Here is a 22,277-nt window from a genome sequence, read left to right as displayed (position 1 = left end):
TGCCTCAGCCCTCCGCATCGCCGATGAGCGCCGTCAACTCGATCTCCACCGGCACGCCCCGCGGTAGCGAACCGACGCCGACGGCGATACGCGCATGCGGCCAGCACCGGGGAAAGATCTCACGCAGCAATTCCGACGCGCCATCGACCACCGCACCGTGCTGTGTGAAGTCCGCGGTTGCGGCCACGTAGCCCGCAAGTCGAACGAAGCCCGCTACCCGATCCAGCCCGCCGGCGATGCGCTCCAGTTGCGCGAGCGCGTTGAGTAGAGCCCACCGGGCGCATTCGCGGCCTTCCTCGAGAGACACCCTGCCCCCCAGATGACCCGTCATGAGCGCAGTCTTGTCTTTCAAGGGCACCTGCCCGGAGACCGTCACGGTATTGCCGGTCCTAATTGCACTGACGAAAGCACCGGGCGGCGCGGAAGCATCCGGCAAGGCAAGTCCCAACGCCGCAAGGCGGGCGCGCACCGAACAAGGCCCGTCCGGTTGATCCCTTCGCGATGCGCCGTCGGCGCTCCGTTCCACGAAGATGCGGAAGATCGCCCGGTCGAAATCGCTCAGGCGATATTCCGGGTGCCATTGAATGCCGAGGCAGAAACCCGGCGTATCCCCCTCGAATGCCTCGATGACCCCATCCGGGGCGCGGGCGATGACGCGAAAGCGACCGGTGCCCGTCAGGGCATGACGGTGCAGGCTATTCACATCGGTTTCGAGGCCATCGAGAGCTGCGGCGAGCACGCTTGCCGGCTGCAGTTGAATTGGATGGGCGAGGCGGTCGGGCACGGCGCTCGGCAAATGTTCGACGGCTTCACCGAGCGAGCCGGGCAGGCTTTTGACGAAGGTGCCGCCGAGCCGTTCACCGATCAGCTGCATGCCGTGGCAGATGCCGAGAAGCGGCTTTCCGGTGCGTATCGCATGTTCGATGAGCGTCTGCTCGAACGAACGCCTTTCTGAGCCGGCCTCTACCCCGGGAAGCGTGCCGGTGATCATTACGCCGTCGGCCAGATCGAGTGCCGCGGCGAGCGCCTGCGCTTCATAGGGCAGGATCAGCGGCGTGCCGCCCGCCTCGCCGATCGCCTCGGCATAATTCGCCCGCACCGCATACATCGCTTCGGTCGGCGCGCCGACGGCGGTCTCGATGTCCGGCGTCATGAGGATCACCGGCCGCCGTGCCGCGCCGCCGTCCTGTCTTGCAGTCGTCATTGTCTTGTCTCTCGATTGGAGCTAGCGGGCCGCGGGAGGGGCAAGCCGCTTGGAAAGGAGTGAGAACGGCCAGGCGATCAGGAAGTAGCAGACGCCCACCGCCAGATAGATGTGCAGCGGCAGAAAGTATTCCGTCGCCATGGCACGGCCCGTCAGCACCAGTTCGTCCACGGTGATCAGCGATGCGAGGGAGGAATCCTTGAGCAGCGAGACGAAGGTGACGATGAGCGGCGCGACACTGATGCGCACCACCTGCGGCAACACGATCAGCGTAAAACTCTGGTACGGCGTGAAGCCGACGGCGAACGCTGCTTCGCGCTGGCCGGCCGGGATGGCCATGAGGCCGGCGCGCAACAATTCCGCCACCTGCGCGGCGAAGGCGAGCGCCAACCCAATCACGGCGGCGGTGAAGGCATCGAACGTGACGCCGATGCCCGGCAGCCCGAAATAAAGCAGGAAGAGGATGGCCAGGAGCGGCACCCCGCGAACGGCCGCGACGTAGAGCGCCACGCACCGCCGGAGCGCGCGCCACCGCGTGTTGCGGCAAAGCGCCAGCAAAAGCCCGAACACCAGCGACAGGGCGAAGGCCGAGACCGAAAGCAAGGCCGTCGTACCCATCGCTTCCAGAAGCACCGGCAGCCACTCTCCGGCATAGTCCGCATAGGGTTGAATAAAATTGGTCATGTCTTCAGCCTCGAGTACCGGGTTTCGAGCATGCGGATCGCCGCATCAGCGGCAGGGCGAGCGCCAGGTAGAGGATCGCGACTGTGCTGTAGATCAGCGTGGTCTGAAACGAGGAGGTCACCATCGAGCGCGCGTAGAACATGATCTCGGGCGCGGCGATGGCGGAGACGATCGACGTGTCCTTGAGAAGCTGCACGGCATAGTTTCCAAGCGAAGGCAGGGCGATGCGCATGGCTTGTGGGGTGAGGATGTCGACGATCGTCCGGTAGGGCGTGAAGCCGACCGCGAGCGCCGCTTCCGCCTGTCCTTTCGGCAGGGCAGCAAAACCCGCGCGGAAAAGGTCGCAGGTGATGGCGCCGCCGATCAGCCCCAGGCCGAGGATTGCAGCAGAGATGGACGAGAGCCGGAATCCGATGCTCGCCAGCCCGAAATAGAGGATGAAGAGATGGGTCAACGCCGGAATGTTGCGCATGATCTCGCAATAGGCGTCGATCAGGGCATGCAGCATGCGGCGCTTGCCGAACTGCCGCACAATTGCCAGCAGGAAACCGAGGGAAACGCTGAGGAGAAGCGATGCCAGCGTGACGGCGACCGTGACGCCGGCGCCGGCAAGCAATCCTTCGAGGATCATGGTGAAGGTCGAAAGTCCGCTCACGACACGCCCCTCAATGCCGGATCTGTCGGAGAAAGGCCTGGGTCCTCGGCTCCCGTGGAGAAAGGATCAACGCGCGCGCCGGCCCCTGTTCGACGATCCGGCCGCCATCGAGAAACAGCACGCGGTCGGCGATGTCACGGGCAAAGGCGATTTCATGCGTCACGATCAGCATGGTGCGCCCTTCCGCGGCGAGTTCCTCCATCACCTTCAGCACCTCATGCACCAGTTCCGGATCGAGCGCCGAGGTCAGCTCATCGAACAGCATGAGCTTGGGTTTCTGGGCAAGCGCCCGGGCAATGGCGACCCGCTGCTGCTGGCCGCCGGAAAGCTCCAGCGGCGAGGCGTCGGCGCGATGGGTCATGTGCACCTTTGCCAGCATGTCGAGCGCCAGCTCCTGTGCTTCCTTCGCCGGCAGGCCTCGCACCTTGCGCGCGGCTATCGCCACATTCTCCGTGACGGAGAGATGCGGCCAGAGATTGAAGAGCTGGAAGACCATGCCCATCTCGGCCCGCTGCGGTGCAAGCTGCCGATCGCTCATCGGCCGGCCGAGGCGAACGCCGATCCGCTCGCCATCGAGATGGATCGCGCCGGCGCTCGGCTTTTCCAGAAAATTCAGGCACCGCAGACAGGTCGACTTGCCCGACCCGGAGGGACCGATCAAGGCGATCTTTTCGCCCGCCGCCACGTCGAAATCGATGCCCTTCAGGACCTCGACCGCGCCATAGCTCTTGGTTAGTCCCGTCACGCTCAGGAGCGGGTTCATGGCATTCCCCTTTGTTTTGTTTGCTTGATCGCGACGGCGCTGGGCGGTGACCGCAGAGCGGCAACCGCCCGGATCTGCGTGTCAGTCGCCGGTGGCGCAGGAAGGCAGCTTGTAGTCCGCCGGGCGGTCGACACCGGCGCGGAAGTTCTCGCCAGCCGGCATGTACCAGACGTCGGCGGAGAGGCCGTAGCGCTTGCCAATCGCCTTCATCTCGCAGGTCTTCCACATCTCCGCGAGGATGGCGTCCACCTTCTGGCGTAGGTCGTCGTTCTTCTTGTTGAAGCCATAGACCACCTGTCCGAGACCCGTGAGCAGCGGAAAATCGGGGTTGGCGTCGGTAAAGGCGAGGAAATGCATGTTCCAGTCGGGGTTCTGCTTGATCGCAAAGGAGACGACCGGCGGATCGCCGATGACGGCGTCGATGCGGCCGGCGATCAGGTCGCGCACGGCAGCGTCGGAGGTGTCGTAGAGCGAAAGTTCCAGGCCCTCGATCTTCTTCAGTTCCGGGACGAAAGAGAAACCGGTGATCGTGCCGACCTTCTTGCCCTCGAGATCCGACAGCTTGTCCCAGTTCGTCTTGGACGACTGCATGATGCCGTTCTTGAAGTAGTGGATCGGCTCGGAAAGGCTCATGACCTGAGTGCGCTTTTCCGTCCAGCCCATCGTACCGAGCATCACGTCGACGCGACCTGCCTCGACCGAGGCGATCGTGCCCGACCATTCCATCAGGGCGGGCTGCACCTGAAGGCCGAGCTTTTCGGCGACCTTCTGCATGATTTCGCCGTCATAGCCGATCAGCGTGCCGTCCTGCCAGCCGGAGCCGGGCATATCGCCAGTGAAGGCGACCGTCAGCTTTCCCTGCTCGGCCAGTTCAAAGGCCGCTGCTGGAGAAGAAAATACCGAAAAGCTCCCGCCTGCCAGCAGCGCGCACACCACCAGCCTTCTCGAAAGAGAAAGTGTCATCTGTTCGATCCCTAGAGTTGTTAGTTCCCCGAACCGGTCGTGTTGCCGACCGGATGTTGCATTCAACGCGGAACATGGTGCCACCGAAGGCGGTCCCTTGATTTTAGAAAACGGACTTTTTCTTTGAAAAAATGACACGGCCCTGCCAGAGTGCCGCGGCGGAGGACTCCATGGCTGCACAAAACGATGCCGACTATATCCATTGGCTGGACAGCCTCTGGGCGGAGCGGCTGCTTGCAGTGCGCGACCGCAAGCCTGACATTTCCGTCGGTATTCTCCTGTGGCCGACCTTTCCGATGATGTCGCTGACGGGCGTGGTGGAGCCCTTGCGCCACGCGGCGGACTTCGCCGACAATTCCCGCCCGATCCACTGCCGCTGGTCGATCATGGGCAAGCCCGGCGACGAGGCCGTGGCGAGTTGCGGCATCGGCGTGCAGGCTGACGCGCCCTACATCAACCCCACCGACTTCGACCATGTCGTCGCCATCGGCGGCCTGCTTCCGCATCTCCAGGCGGCGCCGGCCTCGCACCGTGACTACATTCGCGTCGCCGCCTCCGCGGGCGTTTCCGTCATCGGCGCCTGCACCGGCTCCTTCGTCCTTGCCCAGGAAGGGTTGCTCGTCGGGCGCAAGGCCGCCATCCACCCTTTCCATGCGGAAGATTTCCGGGTGGCGTTTCCGCGGCAGCCCTTTTCCACCCGCGACGACTTTCTCATCGAGGACGGCCGCATCACCGTGCCGGGCGGCGTGTCGATCCTGTCGCTGATGACCGAGCTCATCCGCAACCATTGCGGCCCGGACCGGGCGGCGAAGGCCGTCTACCAGCTTTCCTTGAGCAACCAGAAGAACATGAGCACCTTCGACCACGAACGAGCCTCCTCGTTCCGGCATGTCGAGGACGCCCGCGTGCAAAGGGCCGTCGTGCTGATCGAGGGCCGCAAGGGTCGGGACGTATCGCCCGAACAGATCGCCGCCACCATCGGCTTGTCGCCCCGCCAGTTCACGCGCCTGTTCCAAACACATATCGGCATGACGCCGAAGCACTTCATTCTGGAGACGCGGCTGCGCTACGTCCGCTTCCTGTTGGACAACAGTGTGCTGCCCGTCACCGCAATCGCGCATGAAACGGGCTTTTCCGATTCAGCCCATCTGGCGACCGCATTTCGCAAGAAGTATCAAAGCTCGCCAAGCGAATTCCGGCACAGACGTGGCTGACAAATCGGTGACATCCCTGAAAGGCATGAACCCAGGAGGTATCCGAACCGATTCTGGTTCGAATGCCTCGTGTCCATAAGGCTTCATGGTCCTCAATGAAGAATCGGTGGCTGCCTTTGTCGCTAAGCGGAGTTGGACGATCCCACTATTTGCTGCGACGCTGCTTCGCGAGCAGCCTCCATCAGCTTCTCTGAAAATTCCGGATCACTCGCCGCAGTCGCACGCGCTAGGATCAGTCCGCCCACAAGCTGGCTGTAGATCGCCGCCGCCTTGCCTTCGTCGGCATCTTCCCCGAGATGCTTCCTAACCTCTTCGATGGCTGACCGCAGGCCTTTTGCGAAAGTGGCCTGAGCTTTGTCGCCCATTCTGCGGATGTCATGCGCAAGCATGACGATCGGCAGCGCCTTGGGGTTCTGCGGCACCTGATAGAAGGCGTAGAGATGGTCGCCGTGGAAACTCTGCCCCTCGGCACTCGGCTTGTTGTTATCGTAGGTGCCGGGGGTATTCACGGCTGCTCCGCCGACCGCGAAACTGCCCTGCTCCTGGATGAGCAGAGGCTCTGGTTTCCCCTTTTGATCGGCTACGGCGCCTGTAGCGGCAAACATCGCCGTTGCAACTAACAATGACGTAGCGGACCGATTCCGTGGGCTCAAGGCATCCATCCCTTCTCAACTTTTTCGACTGTTGAGAGGATAGATCCAGTTGCATCCTATGATTAGGCATCAAAATCGGCATGGGTCTTTAAGCGCACCTAAATAATTGATCGAGACAGAGGTGAAGTTCTCCGCACGTCACGCGCCCTTCGAGCATCACGCTCGACGAAGAGCCTCCAGTGCGGCCCGATGAATTTTTTCGTTCGCCGCCATCAGCACGGTGTCGTATCGCGGAACATTCGCGAGCGGTCGTCCGTTCCAATCGGTCACGATGCCTCCCGCCGCCTGTATGATGGGCATCTGCGGGAGGATGTCGTAGTCGAAAACGTTGCTTTCGACGAGGAGATCGATGCCGCCCAGCGCGAGGAGGCCGGCGGCGTAGCAGTCGTGCGAGAACCGGGTGAAGCAGACCTTTGCAGCCAGAGGGGAGAACCGGTCATGGCGAGAAGGGTCGAACTGTTCGAGCGCCGATGTGTAGAGGATCGCTTCGTCGAGCGCGGTCTTGCCGCTGGTGCGGATCGGCACGTCGTTGAGGGTCGCGACGGCGCCTGTGCCGAGCCAGCGTTCGCCCGTGATCGGCTGATTGATCAGCCCGAGCACCGGTTCGCCCTGGTGGAGGAGCGCGATCTGCGTGCCGAAGGCAAGCGAGCCGGAGACGAAGGATTTCGTGCCGTCAATGGGATCGAGTACCCAGATCCAGTCGGCATCCGTCCGGCAGGAACCGAACTCCTCGCCCCTGATGCCGTGATCGGGGAAGTGGGCCTCGATCATTTGCCGCATCGCTGCTTCCGCATCGCGGTCGGCGATGGTGACCGGACTGGCGTCGGCCTTGGCGTCGATGGCAAGGCGCTGGCGGAAATACGGACGGATCACATCGGCAGCGGCATCCGCCATGGCGTGGGCGAGCGCGAGAAAGGCCGGCGGGCAGGTTTGTGCAGGCGTCATGCTTGGTTCCTTTCGGCTTCGGTCGCAATCTCGCGCAACATGGTTCTGACGGTCTCGACCTGCCTTTGGGCGGCGGCGGCCTCCTGCCGCAGCCGCGCTGTCAGGTTGCCGGGCCCGATATCGGTGAAGCTCGCCGGGCGGGCGGGAATGAACGGGTCCGGCCCATCCGAAGGCAACCGCAGGGCGGGCGCGAAATACCCTTCTTCCTCTTCCAGCCCGAAGGCCAGAACCTGCGGCCGGTCTTCGCCCAAGAGCAGCAATTCCACGAACATCGCCGCCATCGGCAGATGCCCTTCGCCGGACAGGCAGGCAAGATGGGCCCAGCCGCCGCGATCCGGCTGGACGAGGCAATCCTTTACGTGCACCTCGGTAATATGCGGCGCCTGCGCCGCCAGCGCCGGCAGCGGCAATTCGTAGGCGTTGATCATGTTGCCGAAATCGAACAGCAGGCCGAGGCGCGGATTGGCGACGGTTTGCAGGATGTGAATCAGTTCTTCCGATTTCAGATCCTCGTGCTGTTCCAGCGTGTAGCGCAGCCGACCCTCGGGATCGAGGGCCTCAAGGCGGCGCAGGTCCGCGATGGTTCGGTCGATGATCTGGGAAACATGTCCCTCGTAGCGCGGATAGCAGCGAAGCGAGGTTGCGCCGGTGGCAAGCGCGATGCGCACGGCGTCCGAAACCCCGGTGGCTTCCGTCGTGCTGGTCTCGACGTGCAGCTCCAGCCCCAGTCGTCCCGCCGCCTCGCCGAAGGCGCGCAGTGCGTCGTCGGACATCCGGGCGAGGCTGGCCTGTTCGCCGTCCTCCACATGGATCTTGACGCCGGAGAGTTGCTGCGCCTCGGCGAATTCGGCGAGATGCAACGGCGTCATGCCGCCGAAGCGCATGTTGAGATGAAAGGCATAGGCATGGGCAAACAGTGGCGCGCTCCGCGCCCGCGTGGCAAGCCGGGCGCGGCTTGTCGCGGGAAGGGCTGCTATTTTTGCCCGCCAGTCCATTTGGGGCATGGCGTTCCATGGCATATCCGTCACGATGCCGCTCCTCCGCAAGCGATCGAGGTTGTTGAAGGTTTTTCGTCAGGCGGCCAGAACCAGCAGGTCGCGGTCCGACACGCTGACCTCGACCGGCGTGCCGACCGCGGGCGGCGGCCTGTTGGGCTGGTTGAAGGTATCGAGCGAAACGAGCTGGCCGGCGACCGTCACGCGGATGCGGATCACCGAGCCTAAGAAGTGCACCTCGGCGATATGGCCGGCGAGCACGACATTGCCGTGCTCCCTGCGTCCCAACGCCACCGTTTCCGGCCGCAGCGCCAGGCTGATGCGGTCGCCCACCCGGCCGGGCAGCGTCCGGTTCAGCGCCACCGGCACGTCGCCGAGCCGGATGTGGCCGGCGGCGGCATCCATGAGGTCAGCGTCAAGAAGGTTCAGCGTACCGACGAACTGTGCCACGAAGCGCGTTGCCGGCCGGTTGTAGATCTCGAACGGCGTGCCGACCTGATCGGCCACCCCCTGATGCATGACCACCACGCGATCCGACATGGACAGCGCCTCCTCCTGATCGTGCGTCACGAAGATGGTGGTGATGCCGAGATCGCGCTGGATGCGGCGGATCTCCTCGCGCAGGCTGATCCGGATTTTTGCGTCGAGCGCCGAGAGCGGCTCGTCGAGCAGCAGCACCTGCGGGCGCACCGCAAGCGCACGGGCCAGCGCCACGCGCTGCTGCTGGCCGCCGGAAAGCTGGAAGGGATAGCGGCTGCCGAGTTGCGGCAGGCCGATCAACTCCAGCATCTCGGCAACGCGTTTGCCGGTCTCGGCCTTGCCCTCGCCCGCCACCCGCAGGCCGAAGCCGATGTTTTGCTCCACCGTCAGGTTGGGAAACAGCGCATAGGCCTGGAACACCATGCCGATCTTGCGCCGGTTTGCGGGTGTGGCGGTAACGTCCTGTCCGTCGATGCGGATCGCGCCTGAGGTTGGCGTCTCGAAGCCCGCCACCATGCGCAGCACCGTCGTCTTGCCGCAGCCCGAGGGACCGAGGAAGGAGACGAACTCGCCCTTTTCGATGCCGAGATTGAAATCCTTGACGACGCGCATCGCGCCGAAGGACTTTTCCAGATGATGGATGTCGAGAAAGGCCATGGTCAGCGCCTCACGGTGGAGAATTTGGAAAAGCGGGTGAAAAGCTGGATCAGCCCCATGCAGGCCCAGGTGATGGCGAAAGCGACGACGGCGAGCGCCGAGGGCTCGTAGGCCCGGTTGCCGCCCATCCAGACCATGTAGGGACCGAAGGAATTGACGTTCAGCAGCGCGGCGAAGACATATTCGCCGATGACGATCGCGAAGGTCAGGAACGCGCCGGAGAGCACCGAGACGAAGACGTTCGGCAGGATGACGACGGCGAGGATGCGTGCCCAGCCGGCCCCGAGCGACTGTGCCGCCTCGGTGAGGCTGGCGATGTCGATGGTGCGCAGGCCCGTATCCACCGAACGGTACATGTAGGGCAGCGACAGCACCGCATAGCCGAACAGCACCAGGATGTTGGTGCCCCACCAGCTTCCCGTCAGCGGCAGCACCGAGGAGGTGTTGTAGATGCGGATATAGCCAAAGACGATGACGATCGGCGGGATGACCAGCGGCAGCAGTGTGATGAATTCCACGATAGGGCGCAGGCCGGGAAACCGCAGCCGCACGAAATAGGCCGTCGGCACGACGATCAGGATGCCGAGCACGATGGTGAGCAGCGCCAGCCCCACCGAATAGCCGAAGGTCTGCTGGAACTGCGCGTCGGTCAGCACGATGCGATAGGCCCCGAAACTGTAGCCGTCGCGCTGCATGCGCAGCGAGAAATCAACCATGCCGGCGAGCGGCAGCAGGAAATAGAGCCCGCCGAGCACAACGGCGAGCCAGGACCAGAGGCGTTTTCCCGTCATTTGACCCACCGTTCTGCGCGCATGCGCAGCAGGATGTAGATGCCGTTGGCGATGGCGGTGAGCACGATCATCGCAAAGGCGATGGCGTAGCCGAGATGCGGATCGTTCAGAACGTCGCCGCGGATTTGCGCAAAGAGCACGATGGGCGCGATGGAGAGCGACGAGCCGGTGAGCGCGATGGCGGTGGCGACGGCGCCGAAGGCATTGGCGAACAAGAGCGCGAGCGTGCCAAGCAGCGAGGGCCACAGCACCGGCAGTGCCACCAGACGCCAATACTGGAAACCGCTGGCGCCCAAGCTTTCGGCCGCCTCGCGCCATTCACGCCGCAGGCCTTCCAGCGCCGGTGTGATGATCAGCACCATCAGCGGAATCTGGAAATAGAGATAGGTGAGCGCCAGGCCGAGAAACGAGACGATGTTGAAGCCGGAACCGTAGAGATTGATGCCGAACCAGTGGCGCAAAAGCATCGTCACGAAGCCGAGGCGGCCGAGCGTGGCGATGAAGGCAAAGGCGAGCGGCACGCCGGCGAAATTGGAGGCGACGCCGGAAAAGGTGAGGATGGCGTTGCGCAGCGGGCGCGGCAGGCCGCCGAGCGTGATGGCGGCGGCGATGAGGAAGCCGAAGAGACAGCCGAGCACCGCCGTCAGCAGGCTGAGTTCGATGGAGATCCAGAAGGCCGACCGGATGGAGGGCGAAAGAAGCTTGCCGAGGTTTTCCAGCGTCGCCTCACCCGCCGCATTGCGGAAGGCGCCAACGACGATGTTGAGCGTTGGCAGGATGAGGAACAGAAGGGCGAAGAGGAAGAAAGGGGCGACCCCGAACCAGCTGAGAACCTGCCGCGGCCGCAAGGCGGACGGCAGGGATGCGGCGCTTGTCGTCATCGGATTGTTCCCTGAAGGCGCTGCGGCCGGAGGCTCCGCCAAGGGGAGCCTCCGCACCGGATGCGCGGCTTACTTGACGTTGGCGCCGACCACCTTGTCCCAGCCTTCGACGATGGCAGTCTTGTTGGCGTCCAGCGCCTCGACGGTCGGGAAGATCGCCTTCTCATAGGCCTCGGTCGGCGGCAGCCTGTCGAGCAGCTCCTGCGGGAATTTCCCGGCCTTCAGCATCGCGTTGAAGCGTGCGGGATGGCAGTAGCCCTTCAGCCAGCCGGTCTGGCCCTCGTCGGAATAGAGATATTCCATCCAGAGCTTTGCGGCATTCGGATGCGGCGCATAGGCCGAGATCGCCTGCACATAGACGCCGGCCACCACGCCGCTTGCCGGCACGACGACCTCCATCGGCGGATTGCCGTTCAGCGCATCGCGCCAGGCAAGCAGGTTGTAGTCCCAGGCGGCGACGATCGGCGTCTGGCCCTGCGCGATGGTGCCGGCCTTGCCGAGCACGGGCACGAAATTGCCGGCCTTGTTCAGCTCCGCGAAGAGTTCCAGCCCCTTGGCGCCGGAGTCCGCGCCGGGCGTCGCACCGCGCGAAATGCCGGCCGACATCAGCGCCAGGATCGCCTGCGCCGAGGAGCGCGGATCGCCGGTGAGCGCAACGGCGCCGGAGTATTCGGACTTGGAGAGATCCGACCAATCGGCCGGCGCGGTCTCCAGCAGGTCCTTGTTCACGCCGAACGCCATGACGCCGTAATAGTCGCCGTACCAATAGCCGGCCGCGTCCTTGATGTTGTCAGGGATTTCGTCCCAGGTCGCCACCTTGTAGGGCTGGAGCAGGCCTTCCTTGGCTGCAGCCGGGGCGAAGGCGAGGCCGAGATCGACGACGTCTGGGGCCTGCGAACCCGTATTGCCTTTGTTGGCGCGGATCGCCTCCAGCTCGTCGGCCGTGCCCGCGTCCGGGTTCAGCTCGTTGACCTCGATGCCCGGATACTTGGCCTTGAAGCCGGCGATGACCTCGCCGTAGTTGCACCAGTCATGCGGCAGCGCGATGACCGTCAGCATGGCTTCCTTCGTGGCGGCATCCACGAGATCCTGCGGCGGCTCCGCGCTCGCGAGGCCCGGCAGGGCGACGACGAGGGCAAGCGTCGAGACGAACGCGCGGCTGGCCGCGCGGGATACGAAGCGGTTCATGGATACCTCCTGTTGGCCGTTCTCGACGGCGCGTGGGCGATGGCTGTTCTGGTCCTTGCATCCGGTCGTCGGCCTTGCCGCCCGGCCCGGTTCCCCTTGCACCTGTCTGCGTCCTTTGGGGCTGCATCGGTGCGTCTTCGTGTAAGGAGAGGATGTAACAATTGGACAACAATCAAACGTCCATTATTGTGTGTTCGACTGTACCAATTTTCGGAGGCACACCTTGGCCAAGCAGCTCGAAGGCCCGATCCTGCCCTTCCTTCGCCTCGACGCGGCGGTGGCCCTGCCGAAATTCCGCCAGGTGCAGGACCAGTTGCGCATGGCGATCCTGCGCGGGCACCTGCGCGCCGGCGCGCGCCTACCGGCAAGCCGCATCCTTGCGGAAGAGCTGGGCCTGTCGCGCCAGACGCTGGTGCGGGTCCTGGAGAACCTGAAGGCGGAAGGTTACCTGGAGGCGCGGCAGGGCGCGGGCACCTTCGTTTCCCAAGCCCTGCCCCGCCAGTTGCCGAAACCGCACTTCACGCTGGGCGAGAGCGATGCGTCGCCGCGCCTGTCGCGGATCGGCGCCCTATCGCGCGGCGTATCGGCCGAAATCGGTCAGATGGAACAAAAACCCTTCCTGCCCAACCAACCGGCGCTCGACCGCTTTCCCTTCGCCGTCTGGCGCAAATGCTGGAATGCGGTGACGCGCAGCGGCAGGGCCACCATGGGCTACGGCGATGTCGCGGGCGAACTGGTGCTGCGCCAGAGGATCGCCGAATATCTCGCCCTGCACCGGCGTGACTCCTGCGATCCGGAACAGATCGTCATCACGCCCGGCGGGCATGCCGCCTTCACGCTCGCCGCCCTGGCGCTCGCCGATCCCGGCGACGGCATCTGGTTCGAGGACCCTGGCCCCGTCACGACAAGCAACCTGTTCCGCACGCTCGGGCTGCATCTTTGCCCCGTGGATGTCGATTCCGACGGCATGGATGTCGCGGGCGCCATGGCGCGCCATCCCGACGCGCGGCTTGCCTTCGTCATGCCCTCGCGCCACCACCCGCTCGGGGTGACGCTCTCGCTGCCGCGCCGGCTCGCCCTCCTCGAATGGGCGCGGGCGAACGATGCCTGGATCATCGAGGACGATTACGACAGCGAATTCCGCTACGACGGCGCGCCGCTGCCCTCCATGCGCTCCGTCGACAGCCATGACCGGATCATCTATGCGGGCAGCTTCAGCAAGGCGCTCTATCCGGGCATCCGCGTCGGCTATCTCGTGCTGCCGCCGCAGCTCGTCGGCGCCTTCCGCAATCTTTCGGGCCTGATCCATCGCAGCGTGCCGGTGGAAACCCAGCTCGCCCTTGCCGAATTCATCGGTGGCGGCCATTTCGCCAGCCATCTGCGGCGCATGCGCGGCCTCTATGCCGAACGCCGCGAGGCTTTCCAGGAGGCAGGCCGGACGGCGCTTGCCGGGCTTGCGCGCGTCGATTGCTCCGAAAGCGGGCTCAACGCGCTCGCCTGGCTGGAAGGCAGCCGCGGCGACCGGGCAGTGCATCGCGCCGTGCTCGACGCCGGGCTGCAATGTTATCCACTGTCCGACTATACGATCGCGACCCGACGGCCGGGCGCGCTCATCCTCGGCTATGCCGGTGTGCCCGCCGAGCGGATGAAGCCCTATCTCGGCCGTCTTGCCGAAGCGCTTTCGCAGCCGTGAGGCCGCTCCGCCGTTTCCGCGCGAGGCCTTTCGCCGAAGCGGGACCTCAGCCGGCGGAGAAGCGTTTCGATGAAGAGAGCCCAATCGTGGGGCTCTTCCGGATCGTCGCGATCCCGGCGCGCGACGACATATCCTATGCCCCGCAGCATGCCCCTGCTCCTAGTGCCGCACCGCACGCATCGGCGTGCCGCTGCGCTGGGTGACGCCGACGCCGGGCGCGACGCCGACCTCGGCATTCGAGGCGGCAAGCAAGGGCTTGCCGCGCACGATGTCGGAGGCGCGCTCGGCCAGCATGATGGTCGGCGCATTGAGGTTGGCGTTCGGTTCGGCGGGGAAGACGGAACTGTCGATCACCCGCAGCCCTTCGAGACCGCGCACCTTGAGATCGCTGTCGACCACCGCCATGGCATCCTCGCCCATGCGGCAGGAGCCGCAGGGATGGTAGGTGCTTTCCATGGTTTCGCGCACCCAAGCGTCGATCTCGTCGTCACTGCGGACATTTTCGCCCGGCGCGATCTCCTCGCCGCGGAAGCGGTCGAAGGCCGGCTGGGCGACGATTTCGCGGGTCAGCCGCAGGCAGCGGCGGAAGCCTTCGCGATCCTCCTCGCGGTCGAGGTAGTTGAACAGGATATCGGGCTGCTCATGGGCTTCCGGCGACCGAAGCCTGACATGGCCGCGGCTCTTGGGTTTGTTCGGCCCGGTCAGCACCATGAAGCCATGGCCGTCGAGCGGCTTCTTGCCGTCGTAACGCATGGCTGCCGGCAGGAAATGGAACTGGATATCCGGCCATTGAAGCGAGGCGTCGGAACGGATGAAGCCGCCGCTTTCAAAGTGGTTGGAGACCGAAAGCCCCTTCTTGAATAGCAGCCATTCGGCGCCGATCAGGGCGCGGCTCAACAGTCCCATCTTGCCGTTGAGCGTGATCGGCTCCTTGCAGGCATATTGGATATAGACCTCGGAATGATCCTGCAGGTTCTCACCGACACCGGGCAGGTCGTGCAGAACGGGAACGCCCGCCTGACGCAGCACCGCCGCCGGGCCGATGCCGGAGCGTTGCAGAAGGTGCGGCGAGCCGATCGGGCCGGAGGAAATCAGCACCTCGCGGCTCGCCTTCGCCACGATGCGTTCGCCGCCCAGTTCATATTCGACGCCGACAGCGCGTTTTCCGTGCAGCAGCACGCGCCGCGTCATGGCATGGGTGATCACGGTGAGGTTCGGCCGGTTCATCGCCGGCTTGAGGTAGGCATTCGCCGTCGACCAGCGCACGCCGTCCTTCACGGTCATATGCATGGGTCCGAAACCTTCCTGCAGATGGCCGTTCGGGTCGTCGGTGGCGATGTAGCCCGCCTCGCGGCCGGCATCGACGAAGGCGCGGTAGAGCGGGTTCTGCATCCTGTTGCCGGCATTGGTGGCAAGCGGGCCGGCGCCGCCGCGATAGGCGTCGCCCCCGTCCTGCCAGCTTTCCGCGCGCTGGAAATATGGCAGGCAATTGGCGTATCGCCAGCCGCGCGCGCCCAATTCCTCCCACTCGTCGAAATCTCGGGCGTGGCCGCGCATGTAGACGAGCCCGTTGATCGAGGAGGAGCCACCGATGACTTTTCCGCGCGGGCAATGGACCCGGCGGCCGTCGAGGCCGGGTTCCGGCAGCGTCATGTATTTCCAGTTGTATTTCGTGCCGTTCATCGGAATGGACAGCGCCGTCGGCATCTGGATGAAGATCGACTTGTCGCTGCCGCCGTATTCGAGGACCAGAACCTTGGTGGCCGGGTCTTCCGAAAGCCGGTTAGCGAGCACGCAGCCGGCCGATCCGGCGCCGATGATGATGTAGTCGTAGGTATCGGTCATGGCGGTGGTTCCGGAAGGTTACGGATAGAGGCCCCAGCCGCGCCCGCGGGCGAAGAGCCGGGTCAGGACATAGTGGACGGCGCCGGCCGCAAGGCAGGCGGGAAGCGAAGCGGTGAGGTATTTGAAGGCCGGCAGGCTCGCGAGCGTCTGCGGATTGAAGACGACGACATAGACGATGCAGCCGACGGCGAGCGCGAAGAGCCCGATGGGGTTGAACCCCGCCCAGAAGCGGTAGGGGCCGTTTTCCTGCGGCCCGTGCAGGCTGCGCATGTCGAGCTTCTGGCCGCGCAGGAAGAAGTAATCGACGATGCCGATGCCGGCGAGCGCGGAATTGAGCGCCGAGGTCCAGACGAGGAAGATGAAGAAGCCGTCATACATCTGCGGATAGAAGATCACGAGGCCGAGCGGGATGAGGCAGAACAGGAAGAGGACCGTGCCCCAGGAAATGGCGCGCACCGAGGCCGTCCCGACCTGCCTCAGGCCGACGATGGAAGTGTAGAGGATGTTCGCCATTGAGGTCATGTTGGCGAAGGCGACGAAGAGCAGCGCGATGATGCCGATGACGGGACCGGCGATCCTGGTCATCCAGATGGTCGGATCGCTCTCGCCGAGCGCGACGGCCGCCAGGAGACCGACGATCTCGCCGAGCGCGGCGGCGCCGAAGATGCCGAGGACGTTCGGCCAGAACGCGGTGCGCTCGTTCTTGGTGAGCCGCGCCAGGTTGCCGATATAGGGCCACCAGGAGAAGCCGGCGGCAAGGTTCACTTCGACCGCGACGATGAAGTTCAGCGTCTTGTCCTCGAAGGGAGGCGAGAGCGCCGGCATCGCCAGAAGTTCGCCTAGGGAATGGTGACTGAGGATGAGATAGAGCATCACCACCATCAGGATCACCAGCGCGGGCGAGACGACCATGTTGAAGAACTTGATCGAGGTCGGCCCCTTGGCGACGATGAACCAGGTGACGAGGATGGCGCCGACGGCGGCGATGATCATCTTGACGCCGGTCGGGTTGGCGGCCTCCCCGGCGCTGAGCGCCATCAGGCCGTCGATCGAGCGGCCGAACATCATGGCGAGTACCGCAAGCCAGCCCATGGTGAGCAGCACCACGGCCAGCACATAGACGACGCGGCTGCCGTTGTAGCCGAACTGGCTGCGCAGCGCGATGAACTGCTCGACGCCGTAGCGGCCGGACATGGTGGTGGTGGCGAGCGCCGTCAAAACCACGCCAACGATGTTGCCGATAATGATCGCGGCGATGCCCTCCTTCGGCCCGACGAAAAGGCCGATGGCGCCACCGATCAGGAAGGCCCAGGTGGCGATGGCGAGCGCCGAATTGGCGTAGGTGAATTCCCAGAAGCCCCAGAGCCGCTCGGACGGCAGCAGCGGCGCGTCACCGCGTTCGGCGGCGGCGCGATTGCGGCTGGCGTCCTCCCGCTCGACTTCGGCGGCGACAAGCTCGTGTGCAACATGATCGGTCATCTCAGGCCCCCCAGATCCAGAAGGCGGCGACGAGCACGACCGTCAGTACAGTCATGCCGGTATAGTCGAGCGCGGTCATCGTGCCCTCGAAGCAGTGCCCCGCCTCAATATCCTCATAGATGCGGGCGCGGCGCGCCAGCTCGTTTTGCCAGGCGATATCGTTGTCTTCCATGGTCGTTCCCCTTGTCGCACCGCGCCTTCTGGCGTCTTTCCGCGAGAAATTGCGGCTCCATCAGCCGCCGATCTTTGGAACCGGGCCACCCATGGGCGGCGGCCGGGCGATGGGTCAGGGCCTCATGGCAGCGTGATCCAGACAGCCTTCGTCTCCATCAGGTAGTCCAGCTGCTCCGGCCCCAGATCCTTGCCGAAGCCCGACGCCTTGAAGCCGCCGAACGGCATGGAGGGATCGATGGTGCTGTGGGCGTTGACGTAGATCGAGCCGGCCTGCAGGCGCGGAATAAGCCCATGCACACGCGACAGGTCGTTCGAATAGATGGCGGCGGCGAGGCCGAAAGCGGAGTCGTTCGCCAGCGCGACCGCGTCGTCCAGATTGCCGAAGGCGGCGGTGGCCAGCACAGGCCCGAAGATTTCCTCGCGCACGATGCTCATTTCGGGTTTGCAGTGGGCGAAGATGGCGGGCTCGATGAAATGGCCCGGCCGATCGGGGCTGCCGCCCCCATGGATCAGTTCGGCGCCTTCGCGGCGGCCAGCCTCGATATACGCAGAAACGACCTTCTTCTGCTGCGCCGACACCAGGGGTCCGATGTAGCAATCGCGGTCGAGGCCCGGCGCGATCTTCAGCGTGCGGGTGACGGCGACCAGTTCGTCGAGGAAGGCATCGTGAACCGATCGCTGGACATAGACACGCGTACCGGCATCGCAGACCTGCCCGGAGTTGAAGAACACGCCGTTGGCCACGGCGCGGGCAGCGCTCGTCAGGTCGGCATCCTCGAGCACCAGAACGGGTGATTTCCCTCCCAGTTCCAGCGTGACGTGCTTGAGCTCGCCGACCGCGGTCCGGCCGACCTCCTGCCCGACCGGCGTAGAACCGGTAAACGTAACCTTGTCGATCCCCGGGTGGGACGACATGGCCGCACCGACCACACTACCCCGGCCGGTCACGACATTGACCACGCCGTCCGGGATTCCGGCCTCCTGTACCAACTCCGCGAAGCGGAGGGTCGAAAGCGACGTCAGTTCAGCCGGCTTGACGACCGTCGTGCAGCCGACCGCAAGCGCGGCCGCGAGCTTCCAGGCCATGGTCTGGAGCGGAAAGTTCCAGGGAACGATGGCCGCAACGACACCAAGAGGCTCCTTGCGCGTATAGGCCAGGTAGTTGCCGGGAATGGACGGCTCGACGGTGCGCCCGTGCAGCTTGGAAGCCCAGCCGGCGAAATAGCGGAAGGTATCGATCGTCCCCTGAACGTCTACCTCGCGGGCAAACGTCACCGACTTGCCCATGTCGATGGCTTCGATTTCCGCCAATTCTGCAGCGTGCATTTCGATAAGATCGGCGAGGCGGTGCAGGAGGCGCTCTCGCTCGAGTGGCTTGAGGCGGCGCCACTCCCCACCGTCGAACTGCCGGCGCGCGGCTGCGACGGCGCGGTCGAGATCGTCCGTCGTGCCCGAGGGAACTCGGGTTATCTGGCCCCCAGTGGAGGGCTCGAAGACGTCGAAAGTCGCGCCGTCGCTACTGTCGACCCAGGCTCCACCGATGAACATCGTCTGCGGTTTGGCCAGGAACCGGCGCGTCGCGTCGCTGACGCCATACTGTTCCAGATAGTTGCGGACGCTATCGTCCATGTCTCTTCCTCCTCATCAGCCGGGCGCTCCACGCGCACCGGTTTTTTGCGATGTCGGCAGTGCCGCACCGCCCTCCCCTGGTTTTTCGATCAGGGCTGCGTTGCTCTGTCATGCATGACGCGACCGATCAGGTTCATCAGCACCTGTGCCGCCAGAATGGAGGTGCCGCCGGTGTGGTCGTAGTCGGGCGCCACCTCGACCAGGTCGATGCCGACGACCGTGCCGCGCTTGGTCAGCGCCGCCAGGATCTCCAGCACCTCGTAGTAGATGAAGCCGCCGTGCGACGGCGTGCCGGTGCCCGGCGCGATCGACGGGTCGAAACCGTCGATGTCGATGGTGACGTAGTAGCGCGCCCCGGCCGGCACGCGCTCGACGACCGCATCCGTGCCGAGTGCCCGGATCTGCCGTACCGACAGAATGTCGGAGCCCATCTTGCGGGCATCCTCATAGCCCTCCTTCGCCGTGGAGGAGACGTTGCGGATGCCGAGCTGCGACAGGCCGCTGACATAGGGCTTTTCCGCTGCGCGGCGCATCGGGTTGCCATGGCCGTAGCGCACGCCGTGACGCTCGTCGACGAAATCGAGATGCGCGTCGATCTGGACGATGTGGATCGGTCCGTTACGGGCACAGTCCTCGGCAAAGGCGTTGACGCAGGGGATGTTGACGGAATGATCGCCACCCAGCACCACCGGCAGCGCACCGGCGGCAAGGATCTTGCGCACGCCGAATTCGATATTGGCATGGCTCTTCATCGTGTCGGTATGAACGATGTCGGCATCGCCGATATCGACGATCGAAACCTCTCCGCTGGGCAGATAGGTGACGTCGTCCTCATGATCGTAGGCGCCGCCGTGGCCGAAGGAAAACAGCGTCGAGGCTTCGCGAATGGCGCGCGGCCCGAAGCGCGTTCCCGCCCGCCATTGCGTGCCGCAGTCGAACGGCGCTCCGAGAATGGCAACGTCCGCGTCGATCGCGTCCCAGTCCGGCTGATAGGGATATTTGCCGAAGGTGCAGATGCCGACGAACGGCAGGTTCAAACGTCCGGACTCATAAGAATTGCTGGCCATGTCTGTCCTCCACAGATGGAGGGAGTGTGCAGAAGGCAGATACACATAAAAATATCTATGATTGGATGTTTAGTTGTGACTTAATCAATGCATGATCAACAAGATCCGCCACCGCGTCCTCAATCTGTCGCTCGGCGATGCCGAGCTTCGACTGCTGCGCGTTTTCGCCTCCGTCGTTCAGTGTGGCGGCTTCTCCGCCGCCCAGGCCGCGCTCGGCATGACGCAGGCGACGATCTCCACCCATATGCGCCATCTGGAGGATCGCCTGGGTCTGCGCCTGTGCAGCCGCGGCCGTAGCGGCTTCCTGCTGACGGATGAGGGACGGCTCGTCTATGAGGCCACGCTGGAACTCCTCGGTTCGTTGGAGAAGTTCCAAAGCCGCGTCGGCGAGGCTCAAGGCGAGCTCATGGGCAGCCTCACCTTCGGCACCGTCGATGCGATGATCACCAATCGCGACCTGAACCTCCCGGGTGCGCTCGCCGCCTTTCACGCCGAGGCGCCGCGCGTGCATCTGGAAATCGACGTCGCCGCCCCTCAGGTGCTGCACCAGGGGCTTCTGAACGGATCCTACCAGATCGTGCTCATGCCGTCGGTCGGCAGCGTCATGCCGCATTTCCGCAGTCAACCGGTCTTTGCCGAGGTGCAGAAACTCTACTGCGCCGAGGGACACCCGCTCTTCCCCCGCCCCGATGCGGAACTCACGGACGCGCTTCTCGAAACGCAATCCTTCGCCGGTCGCACCTACATGCTGAACGAGACGATCTGCGGGGTGAACTTCAATTGGGCGGCAGCCACCCCCCATATGGAAGGAACGCTGTTGCTCCTGCTCTCCGGCGCCTATATCGGTTTCCTGCCCGATCACTACGCCGACGAATGGGTCCGCCTCGGCCGACTGCGGCTGCTTGCCCCGGAAAGAATGACCTTCGAGGACACATTTCACATTGCCTATCCGCGCAACAAGCCCTCGCGGGCCGCAGAAATGCTCGCTCGGGCGATTGCCGTCAGCAGGCGGCTAACCCCGAAATAACTCCAATACCCGCCGAATACGTTGTCAATCCCCCGCTGTCGCCAGACGGCGTCAATGCACCGCTTACAGTTATAGAAAAGAATTCAATAACTCATGACATGGAACTGGACGCAGCACGGCTGGCCCGAATTCACCTATGACGCGATTCGGCTTGATTCCAAAATGCGAGCAATATATTGATTTTTCATCGTAATTTTCTGCAATTGCCGGCCGGCAACTCCACACCAAACGGCCTCACAAAATCATGACGCCTTCCTCGCGCGTTGCCGGTCTGCGCTCGCAACTGCGCGTTCAGTCTTCTTTTCGATCCTTCGCTGACAGGAACTCGGCGTAAAGCCGATCGAGGTTGTCTGCGAGGTATTTTCCGAACTGTCCGGCATTCTTCGATTTCATTGAAAGCGCGAATGCCTTGCCGGAGTTCGAATACTGAGCTTGCACAGCTTTATCTTCGGCCTGCCAGCGATCCTTGACCTGAGGCACCGCCTTTCTGACGGGCTTCTTCGACGTCGCAAGCGCGTTGAAGAGCGCATTGAAACGCTCGTCGCTGCCGAGCGAGCCAAACCAAGCCTGGCCGAGGACTTCACCGATCTGTTCGGCGTTGTCGGCCTTGCCGGCAAGGAGCGAGAGTTCAAGCCAACGATCGCGTCCGGTTGACGGGGCAGGGCCTATCTTCTCGATGACCGCAGTCGAAATCCGTTCGGTCACGGTCATCATCTTCGAGATCGCGGTCTTGTCGGCAGCAAGCGATGCAGAGATCACCGAGCGGTCATATCCAAGCGCCTCCAGGCTATGGGCAAAGCTCGCCCGCTCGATGAAGGAGAGATTGGCACGCGCGGAATTCTCCTGCCCCTGGGCGATGACGTGCGTGCGATCATCCAGCGCCTTGACGACGGCCTTGACCTTGCGGCCGAGTTCGCGAGCGGCCCGAGCACGGCGATGTCCGAACACCACCTGATAGCGACCAGAAACCGACGGGTGAGGGCGCACCAGGATCGGCGTATCCTGGCCTCGTTCAGCGATCGCGTGCTTGAGAGCCTCGAATTCGTCTCGGTCATCCTCCAGGCGGTCGGCCACGAAGGATCGCTCGATCGATCCCGGATCGAGTTCAACGACCGCCTCACCCTCGAGAAACTTGTCGGCCTGTCGGGAGAGTTCATCGAGCGAACGAACCATGCTCTTCGATGCACCGCGCATCGGATAGGCGGGCGCGATGTCTCCCTGCGGGATATCGGCTGCGTCGACCAGGCCTGCCAGTAGGTTCTTTCTCGCCATCTCGTTACTCCATTCGTC

General features: G+C 64.1%; 20 protein-coding genes and 1 pseudogene. 3 read left to right on the top strand and 18 right to left on the bottom strand.

The features are described 5' to 3' along the window. Nucleotides 1-4 precede the first annotated feature (4 nt). From BC360_RS16750 to BC360_RS16730, 5 genes are all read right to left on the bottom strand, one after another. Nucleotides 5-1,204, bottom strand: a complete 1,200-nt coding sequence (locus BC360_RS16750; RefSeq protein WP_065796014.1) for an Atu1372/SO_1960 family protein — start codon at nt 1,202-1,204, stop codon at nt 5-7. A 21-nt stretch (nt 1,205-1,225) separates the two neighbouring features. Next, the gene (locus tag BC360_RS16745) at nt 1,226-1,888 is read right to left on the bottom strand and encodes an amino acid ABC transporter permease (protein ID WP_065796012.1); all 663 of its coding nucleotides are present in this window, start codon (nt 1,886-1,888) and stop codon (nt 1,226-1,228) included. 4 nt (nt 1,889-1,892) lie between these two features. After that, a complete protein-coding gene (locus BC360_RS16740) occupies nt 1,893-2,543 on the bottom strand; it encodes an amino acid ABC transporter permease (RefSeq protein ID WP_065796011.1) in 651 nt (216 codons plus the stop codon). A gap of 10 nt (nt 2,544-2,553) precedes the next feature. After that, nucleotides 2,554-3,306, bottom strand: coding sequence for an amino acid ABC transporter ATP-binding protein (locus BC360_RS16735; RefSeq protein WP_065796010.1), 753 nt, complete (start codon nt 3,304-3,306; stop codon nt 2,554-2,556). 81 nt (nt 3,307-3,387) lie between these two features. Continuing rightward, the gene (locus tag BC360_RS16730) at nt 3,388-4,269 is read right to left on the bottom strand and encodes an ABC transporter substrate-binding protein (protein ID WP_065796009.1); all 882 of its coding nucleotides are present in this window, start codon (nt 4,267-4,269) and stop codon (nt 3,388-3,390) included. Nucleotides 4,270-4,439: 170 nt separating this feature from the next. Here BC360_RS16730 and BC360_RS16725 point away from each other — a divergent pair, with 170 nt between their 5' ends. After that, nucleotides 4,440-5,483 carry a GlxA family transcriptional regulator gene (locus BC360_RS16725; protein WP_139110082.1) on the top strand — a complete coding sequence of 348 codons (1,044 nt, stop codon included), beginning with the start codon at nt 4,440-4,442 and terminating at the stop codon, nt 5,481-5,483. Nucleotides 5,484-5,866: 383 nt separating this feature from the next. Here the strand turns inward: BC360_RS16725 and BC360_RS30855 are convergent. From BC360_RS30855 to BC360_RS16690, 7 genes and pseudogenes are all read right to left on the bottom strand, one after another. After that, nucleotides 5,867-6,088: pseudogene (locus BC360_RS30855) on the bottom strand (alpha/beta hydrolase); the annotation flags it as partial. A gap of 204 nt (nt 6,089-6,292) precedes the next feature. Continuing rightward, nucleotides 6,293-7,081 carry an inositol monophosphatase family protein gene (locus tag BC360_RS16715; RefSeq protein WP_065796006.1) on the bottom strand — a complete coding sequence of 263 codons (789 nt, stop codon included), beginning with the start codon at nt 7,079-7,081 and terminating at the stop codon, nt 6,293-6,295. Continuing rightward, nucleotides 7,078-8,100: a sugar phosphate isomerase/epimerase family protein gene (locus BC360_RS16710; RefSeq protein WP_083222602.1), complete on the bottom strand. Its 1,023-nt coding sequence runs from the start codon at nt 8,098-8,100 to the stop codon at nt 7,078-7,080. Before BC360_RS16710 ends, BC360_RS16715 begins: the two co-directional genes overlap by 4 nt. Nucleotides 8,101-8,154: 54 nt before the next feature. Further along, nucleotides 8,155-9,213 carry an ABC transporter ATP-binding protein gene (locus BC360_RS16705; RefSeq protein ID WP_065796004.1) on the bottom strand — a complete coding sequence of 353 codons (1,059 nt, stop codon included), beginning with the start codon at nt 9,211-9,213 and terminating at the stop codon, nt 8,155-8,157. A 2-nt stretch (nt 9,214-9,215) separates the two neighbouring features. Next, nucleotides 9,216-10,004, bottom strand: a complete 789-nt coding sequence (locus tag BC360_RS16700; protein WP_065796003.1) for an ABC transporter permease — start codon at nt 10,002-10,004, stop codon at nt 9,216-9,218. Beyond that, complete coding sequence (locus BC360_RS16695; protein ID WP_065796002.1) at nt 10,001-10,885, bottom strand: ABC transporter permease; 885 nt, start codon at nt 10,883-10,885, stop codon at nt 10,001-10,003. Before BC360_RS16695 ends, BC360_RS16700 begins: the two co-directional genes overlap by 4 nt. 69 nt (nt 10,886-10,954) lie before the next feature. Continuing rightward, the gene (locus BC360_RS16690; protein ID WP_065796001.1) at nt 10,955-12,073 is read right to left on the bottom strand and encodes an ABC transporter substrate-binding protein; all 1,119 of its coding nucleotides are present in this window, start codon (nt 12,071-12,073) and stop codon (nt 10,955-10,957) included. Between the two features lie 223 nt (nt 12,074-12,296). Here BC360_RS16690 and BC360_RS16685 point away from each other — a divergent pair, with 223 nt between their 5' ends. Beyond that, nucleotides 12,297-13,766, top strand: coding sequence for a PLP-dependent aminotransferase family protein (locus BC360_RS16685; RefSeq protein WP_083222601.1), 1,470 nt, complete (start codon nt 12,297-12,299; stop codon nt 13,764-13,766). A gap of 159 nt (nt 13,767-13,925) precedes the next feature. On the opposite strand, the gene betA is transcribed toward BC360_RS16685, so the two are convergent. The 5 genes from betA to speB form a co-directional block, all read right to left on the bottom strand. Further along, nucleotides 13,926-15,611: a choline dehydrogenase gene (betA, locus tag BC360_RS16680; protein ID WP_065796000.1), complete on the bottom strand. Its 1,686-nt coding sequence runs from the start codon at nt 15,609-15,611 to the stop codon at nt 13,926-13,928. Between the two features lie 18 nt (nt 15,612-15,629). Then, a complete protein-coding gene (locus tag BC360_RS16675; protein WP_065795999.1) occupies nt 15,630-17,090 on the bottom strand; it encodes a purine-cytosine permease family protein in 1,461 nt (486 codons plus the stop codon). A gap of 1 nt (nt 17,091) precedes the next feature. Continuing rightward, nucleotides 17,092-17,262, bottom strand: a complete 171-nt coding sequence (locus tag BC360_RS31635; RefSeq protein ID WP_139110080.1) for a hypothetical protein — start codon at nt 17,260-17,262, stop codon at nt 17,092-17,094. A 122-nt stretch (nt 17,263-17,384) separates the two neighbouring features. Next, nucleotides 17,385-18,893 (bottom strand): aldehyde dehydrogenase family protein, encoded by a 1,509-nt coding sequence (locus tag BC360_RS16670; RefSeq protein ID WP_065795998.1) that lies wholly within the window; start codon nt 18,891-18,893, stop codon nt 17,385-17,387. Nucleotides 18,894-18,982: 89 nt separating this feature from the next. Further along, complete coding sequence (gene speB, locus BC360_RS16665) at nt 18,983-19,960, bottom strand: agmatinase (protein ID WP_065782050.1); 978 nt, start codon at nt 19,958-19,960, stop codon at nt 18,983-18,985. A 91-nt stretch (nt 19,961-20,051) separates the two neighbouring features. Between speB and BC360_RS16660 the strand changes: the two genes are divergently transcribed. Beyond that, on the top strand, nt 20,052-20,987 hold the full coding sequence (locus BC360_RS16660) for a LysR family transcriptional regulator (protein WP_065795997.1): 936 nt from the start codon (nt 20,052-20,054) through the stop codon (nt 20,985-20,987). A gap of 291 nt (nt 20,988-21,278) precedes the next feature. Here the strand turns inward: BC360_RS16660 and repB are convergent, their stop codons facing one another. After that, nucleotides 21,279-22,259 carry a plasmid partitioning protein RepB gene (gene repB / locus BC360_RS16655; RefSeq protein ID WP_065795996.1) on the bottom strand — a complete coding sequence of 327 codons (981 nt, stop codon included), beginning with the start codon at nt 22,257-22,259 and terminating at the stop codon, nt 21,279-21,281. Nucleotides 22,260-22,277 lie beyond the last annotated feature (18 nt).

Origin of the sequence: Ensifer sp. LC163 (genome assembly GCF_001695855.1) — a bacterium.
GTDB lineage: Bacteria > Pseudomonadota > Alphaproteobacteria > Rhizobiales > Rhizobiaceae > Ensifer.
This window is presented reverse-complemented; position numbering and strand designations above follow the sequence as displayed.

What these genes read in the sequence shown, in the direction of transcription:
- repB (WP_065795996.1), bottom strand. Translation starts at nt 22,259, where the DNA reads ATGGCGAGAAAGAACCTACTGGCAGGCCTGGTCGACGCAGCCGATATC.
- BC360_RS16735 (WP_065796010.1), bottom strand. Translation starts at nt 3,306, where the DNA reads ATGAACCCGCTCCTGAGCGTGACGGGACTAACCAAGAGCTATGGCGCG.
- BC360_RS16710 (WP_083222602.1), bottom strand. Translation starts at nt 8,100, where the DNA reads ATGCCATGGAACGCCATGCCCCAAATGGACTGGCGGGCAAAAATAGCA.
- speB (WP_065782050.1), bottom strand. Translation starts at nt 19,960, where the DNA reads ATGGCCAGCAATTCTTATGAGTCCGGACGTTTGAACCTGCCGTTCGTC.
- BC360_RS16730 (WP_065796009.1), bottom strand. Translation starts at nt 4,269, where the DNA reads ATGACACTTTCTCTTTCGAGAAGGCTGGTGGTGTGCGCGCTGCTGGCA.
- BC360_RS31635 (WP_139110080.1), bottom strand. Translation starts at nt 17,262, where the DNA reads ATGGAAGACAACGATATCGCCTGGCAAAACGAGCTGGCGCGCCGCGCC.
- BC360_RS16675 (WP_065795999.1), bottom strand. Translation starts at nt 17,090, where the DNA reads ATGACCGATCATGTTGCACACGAGCTTGTCGCCGCCGAAGTCGAGCGG.
- BC360_RS16695 (WP_065796002.1), bottom strand. Translation starts at nt 10,885, where the DNA reads ATGACGACAAGCGCCGCATCCCTGCCGTCCGCCTTGCGGCCGCGGCAG.
- BC360_RS16745 (WP_065796012.1), bottom strand. Translation starts at nt 1,888, where the DNA reads ATGACCAATTTTATTCAACCCTATGCGGACTATGCCGGAGAGTGGCTG.
- BC360_RS16700 (WP_065796003.1), bottom strand. Translation starts at nt 10,004, where the DNA reads ATGACGGGAAAACGCCTCTGGTCCTGGCTCGCCGTTGTGCTCGGCGGG.
- BC360_RS16690 (WP_065796001.1), bottom strand. Translation starts at nt 12,073, where the DNA reads ATGAACCGCTTCGTATCCCGCGCGGCCAGCCGCGCGTTCGTCTCGACG.
- betA (WP_065796000.1), bottom strand. Translation starts at nt 15,611, where the DNA reads ATGACCGATACCTACGACTACATCATCATCGGCGCCGGATCGGCCGGC.
- BC360_RS16660 (WP_065795997.1), top strand. Translation starts at nt 20,052, where the DNA reads ATGATCAACAAGATCCGCCACCGCGTCCTCAATCTGTCGCTCGGCGAT.
- BC360_RS16750 (WP_065796014.1), bottom strand. Translation starts at nt 1,204, where the DNA reads ATGACGACTGCAAGACAGGACGGCGGCGCGGCACGGCGGCCGGTGATC.
- BC360_RS16705 (WP_065796004.1), bottom strand. Translation starts at nt 9,213, where the DNA reads ATGGCCTTTCTCGACATCCATCATCTGGAAAAGTCCTTCGGCGCGATG.
- BC360_RS16715 (WP_065796006.1), bottom strand. Translation starts at nt 7,081, where the DNA reads ATGACGCCTGCACAAACCTGCCCGCCGGCCTTTCTCGCGCTCGCCCAC.
- BC360_RS16725 (WP_139110082.1), top strand. Translation starts at nt 4,440, where the DNA reads ATGGCTGCACAAAACGATGCCGACTATATCCATTGGCTGGACAGCCTC.
- BC360_RS16670 (WP_065795998.1), bottom strand. Translation starts at nt 18,893, where the DNA reads ATGGACGATAGCGTCCGCAACTATCTGGAACAGTATGGCGTCAGCGAC.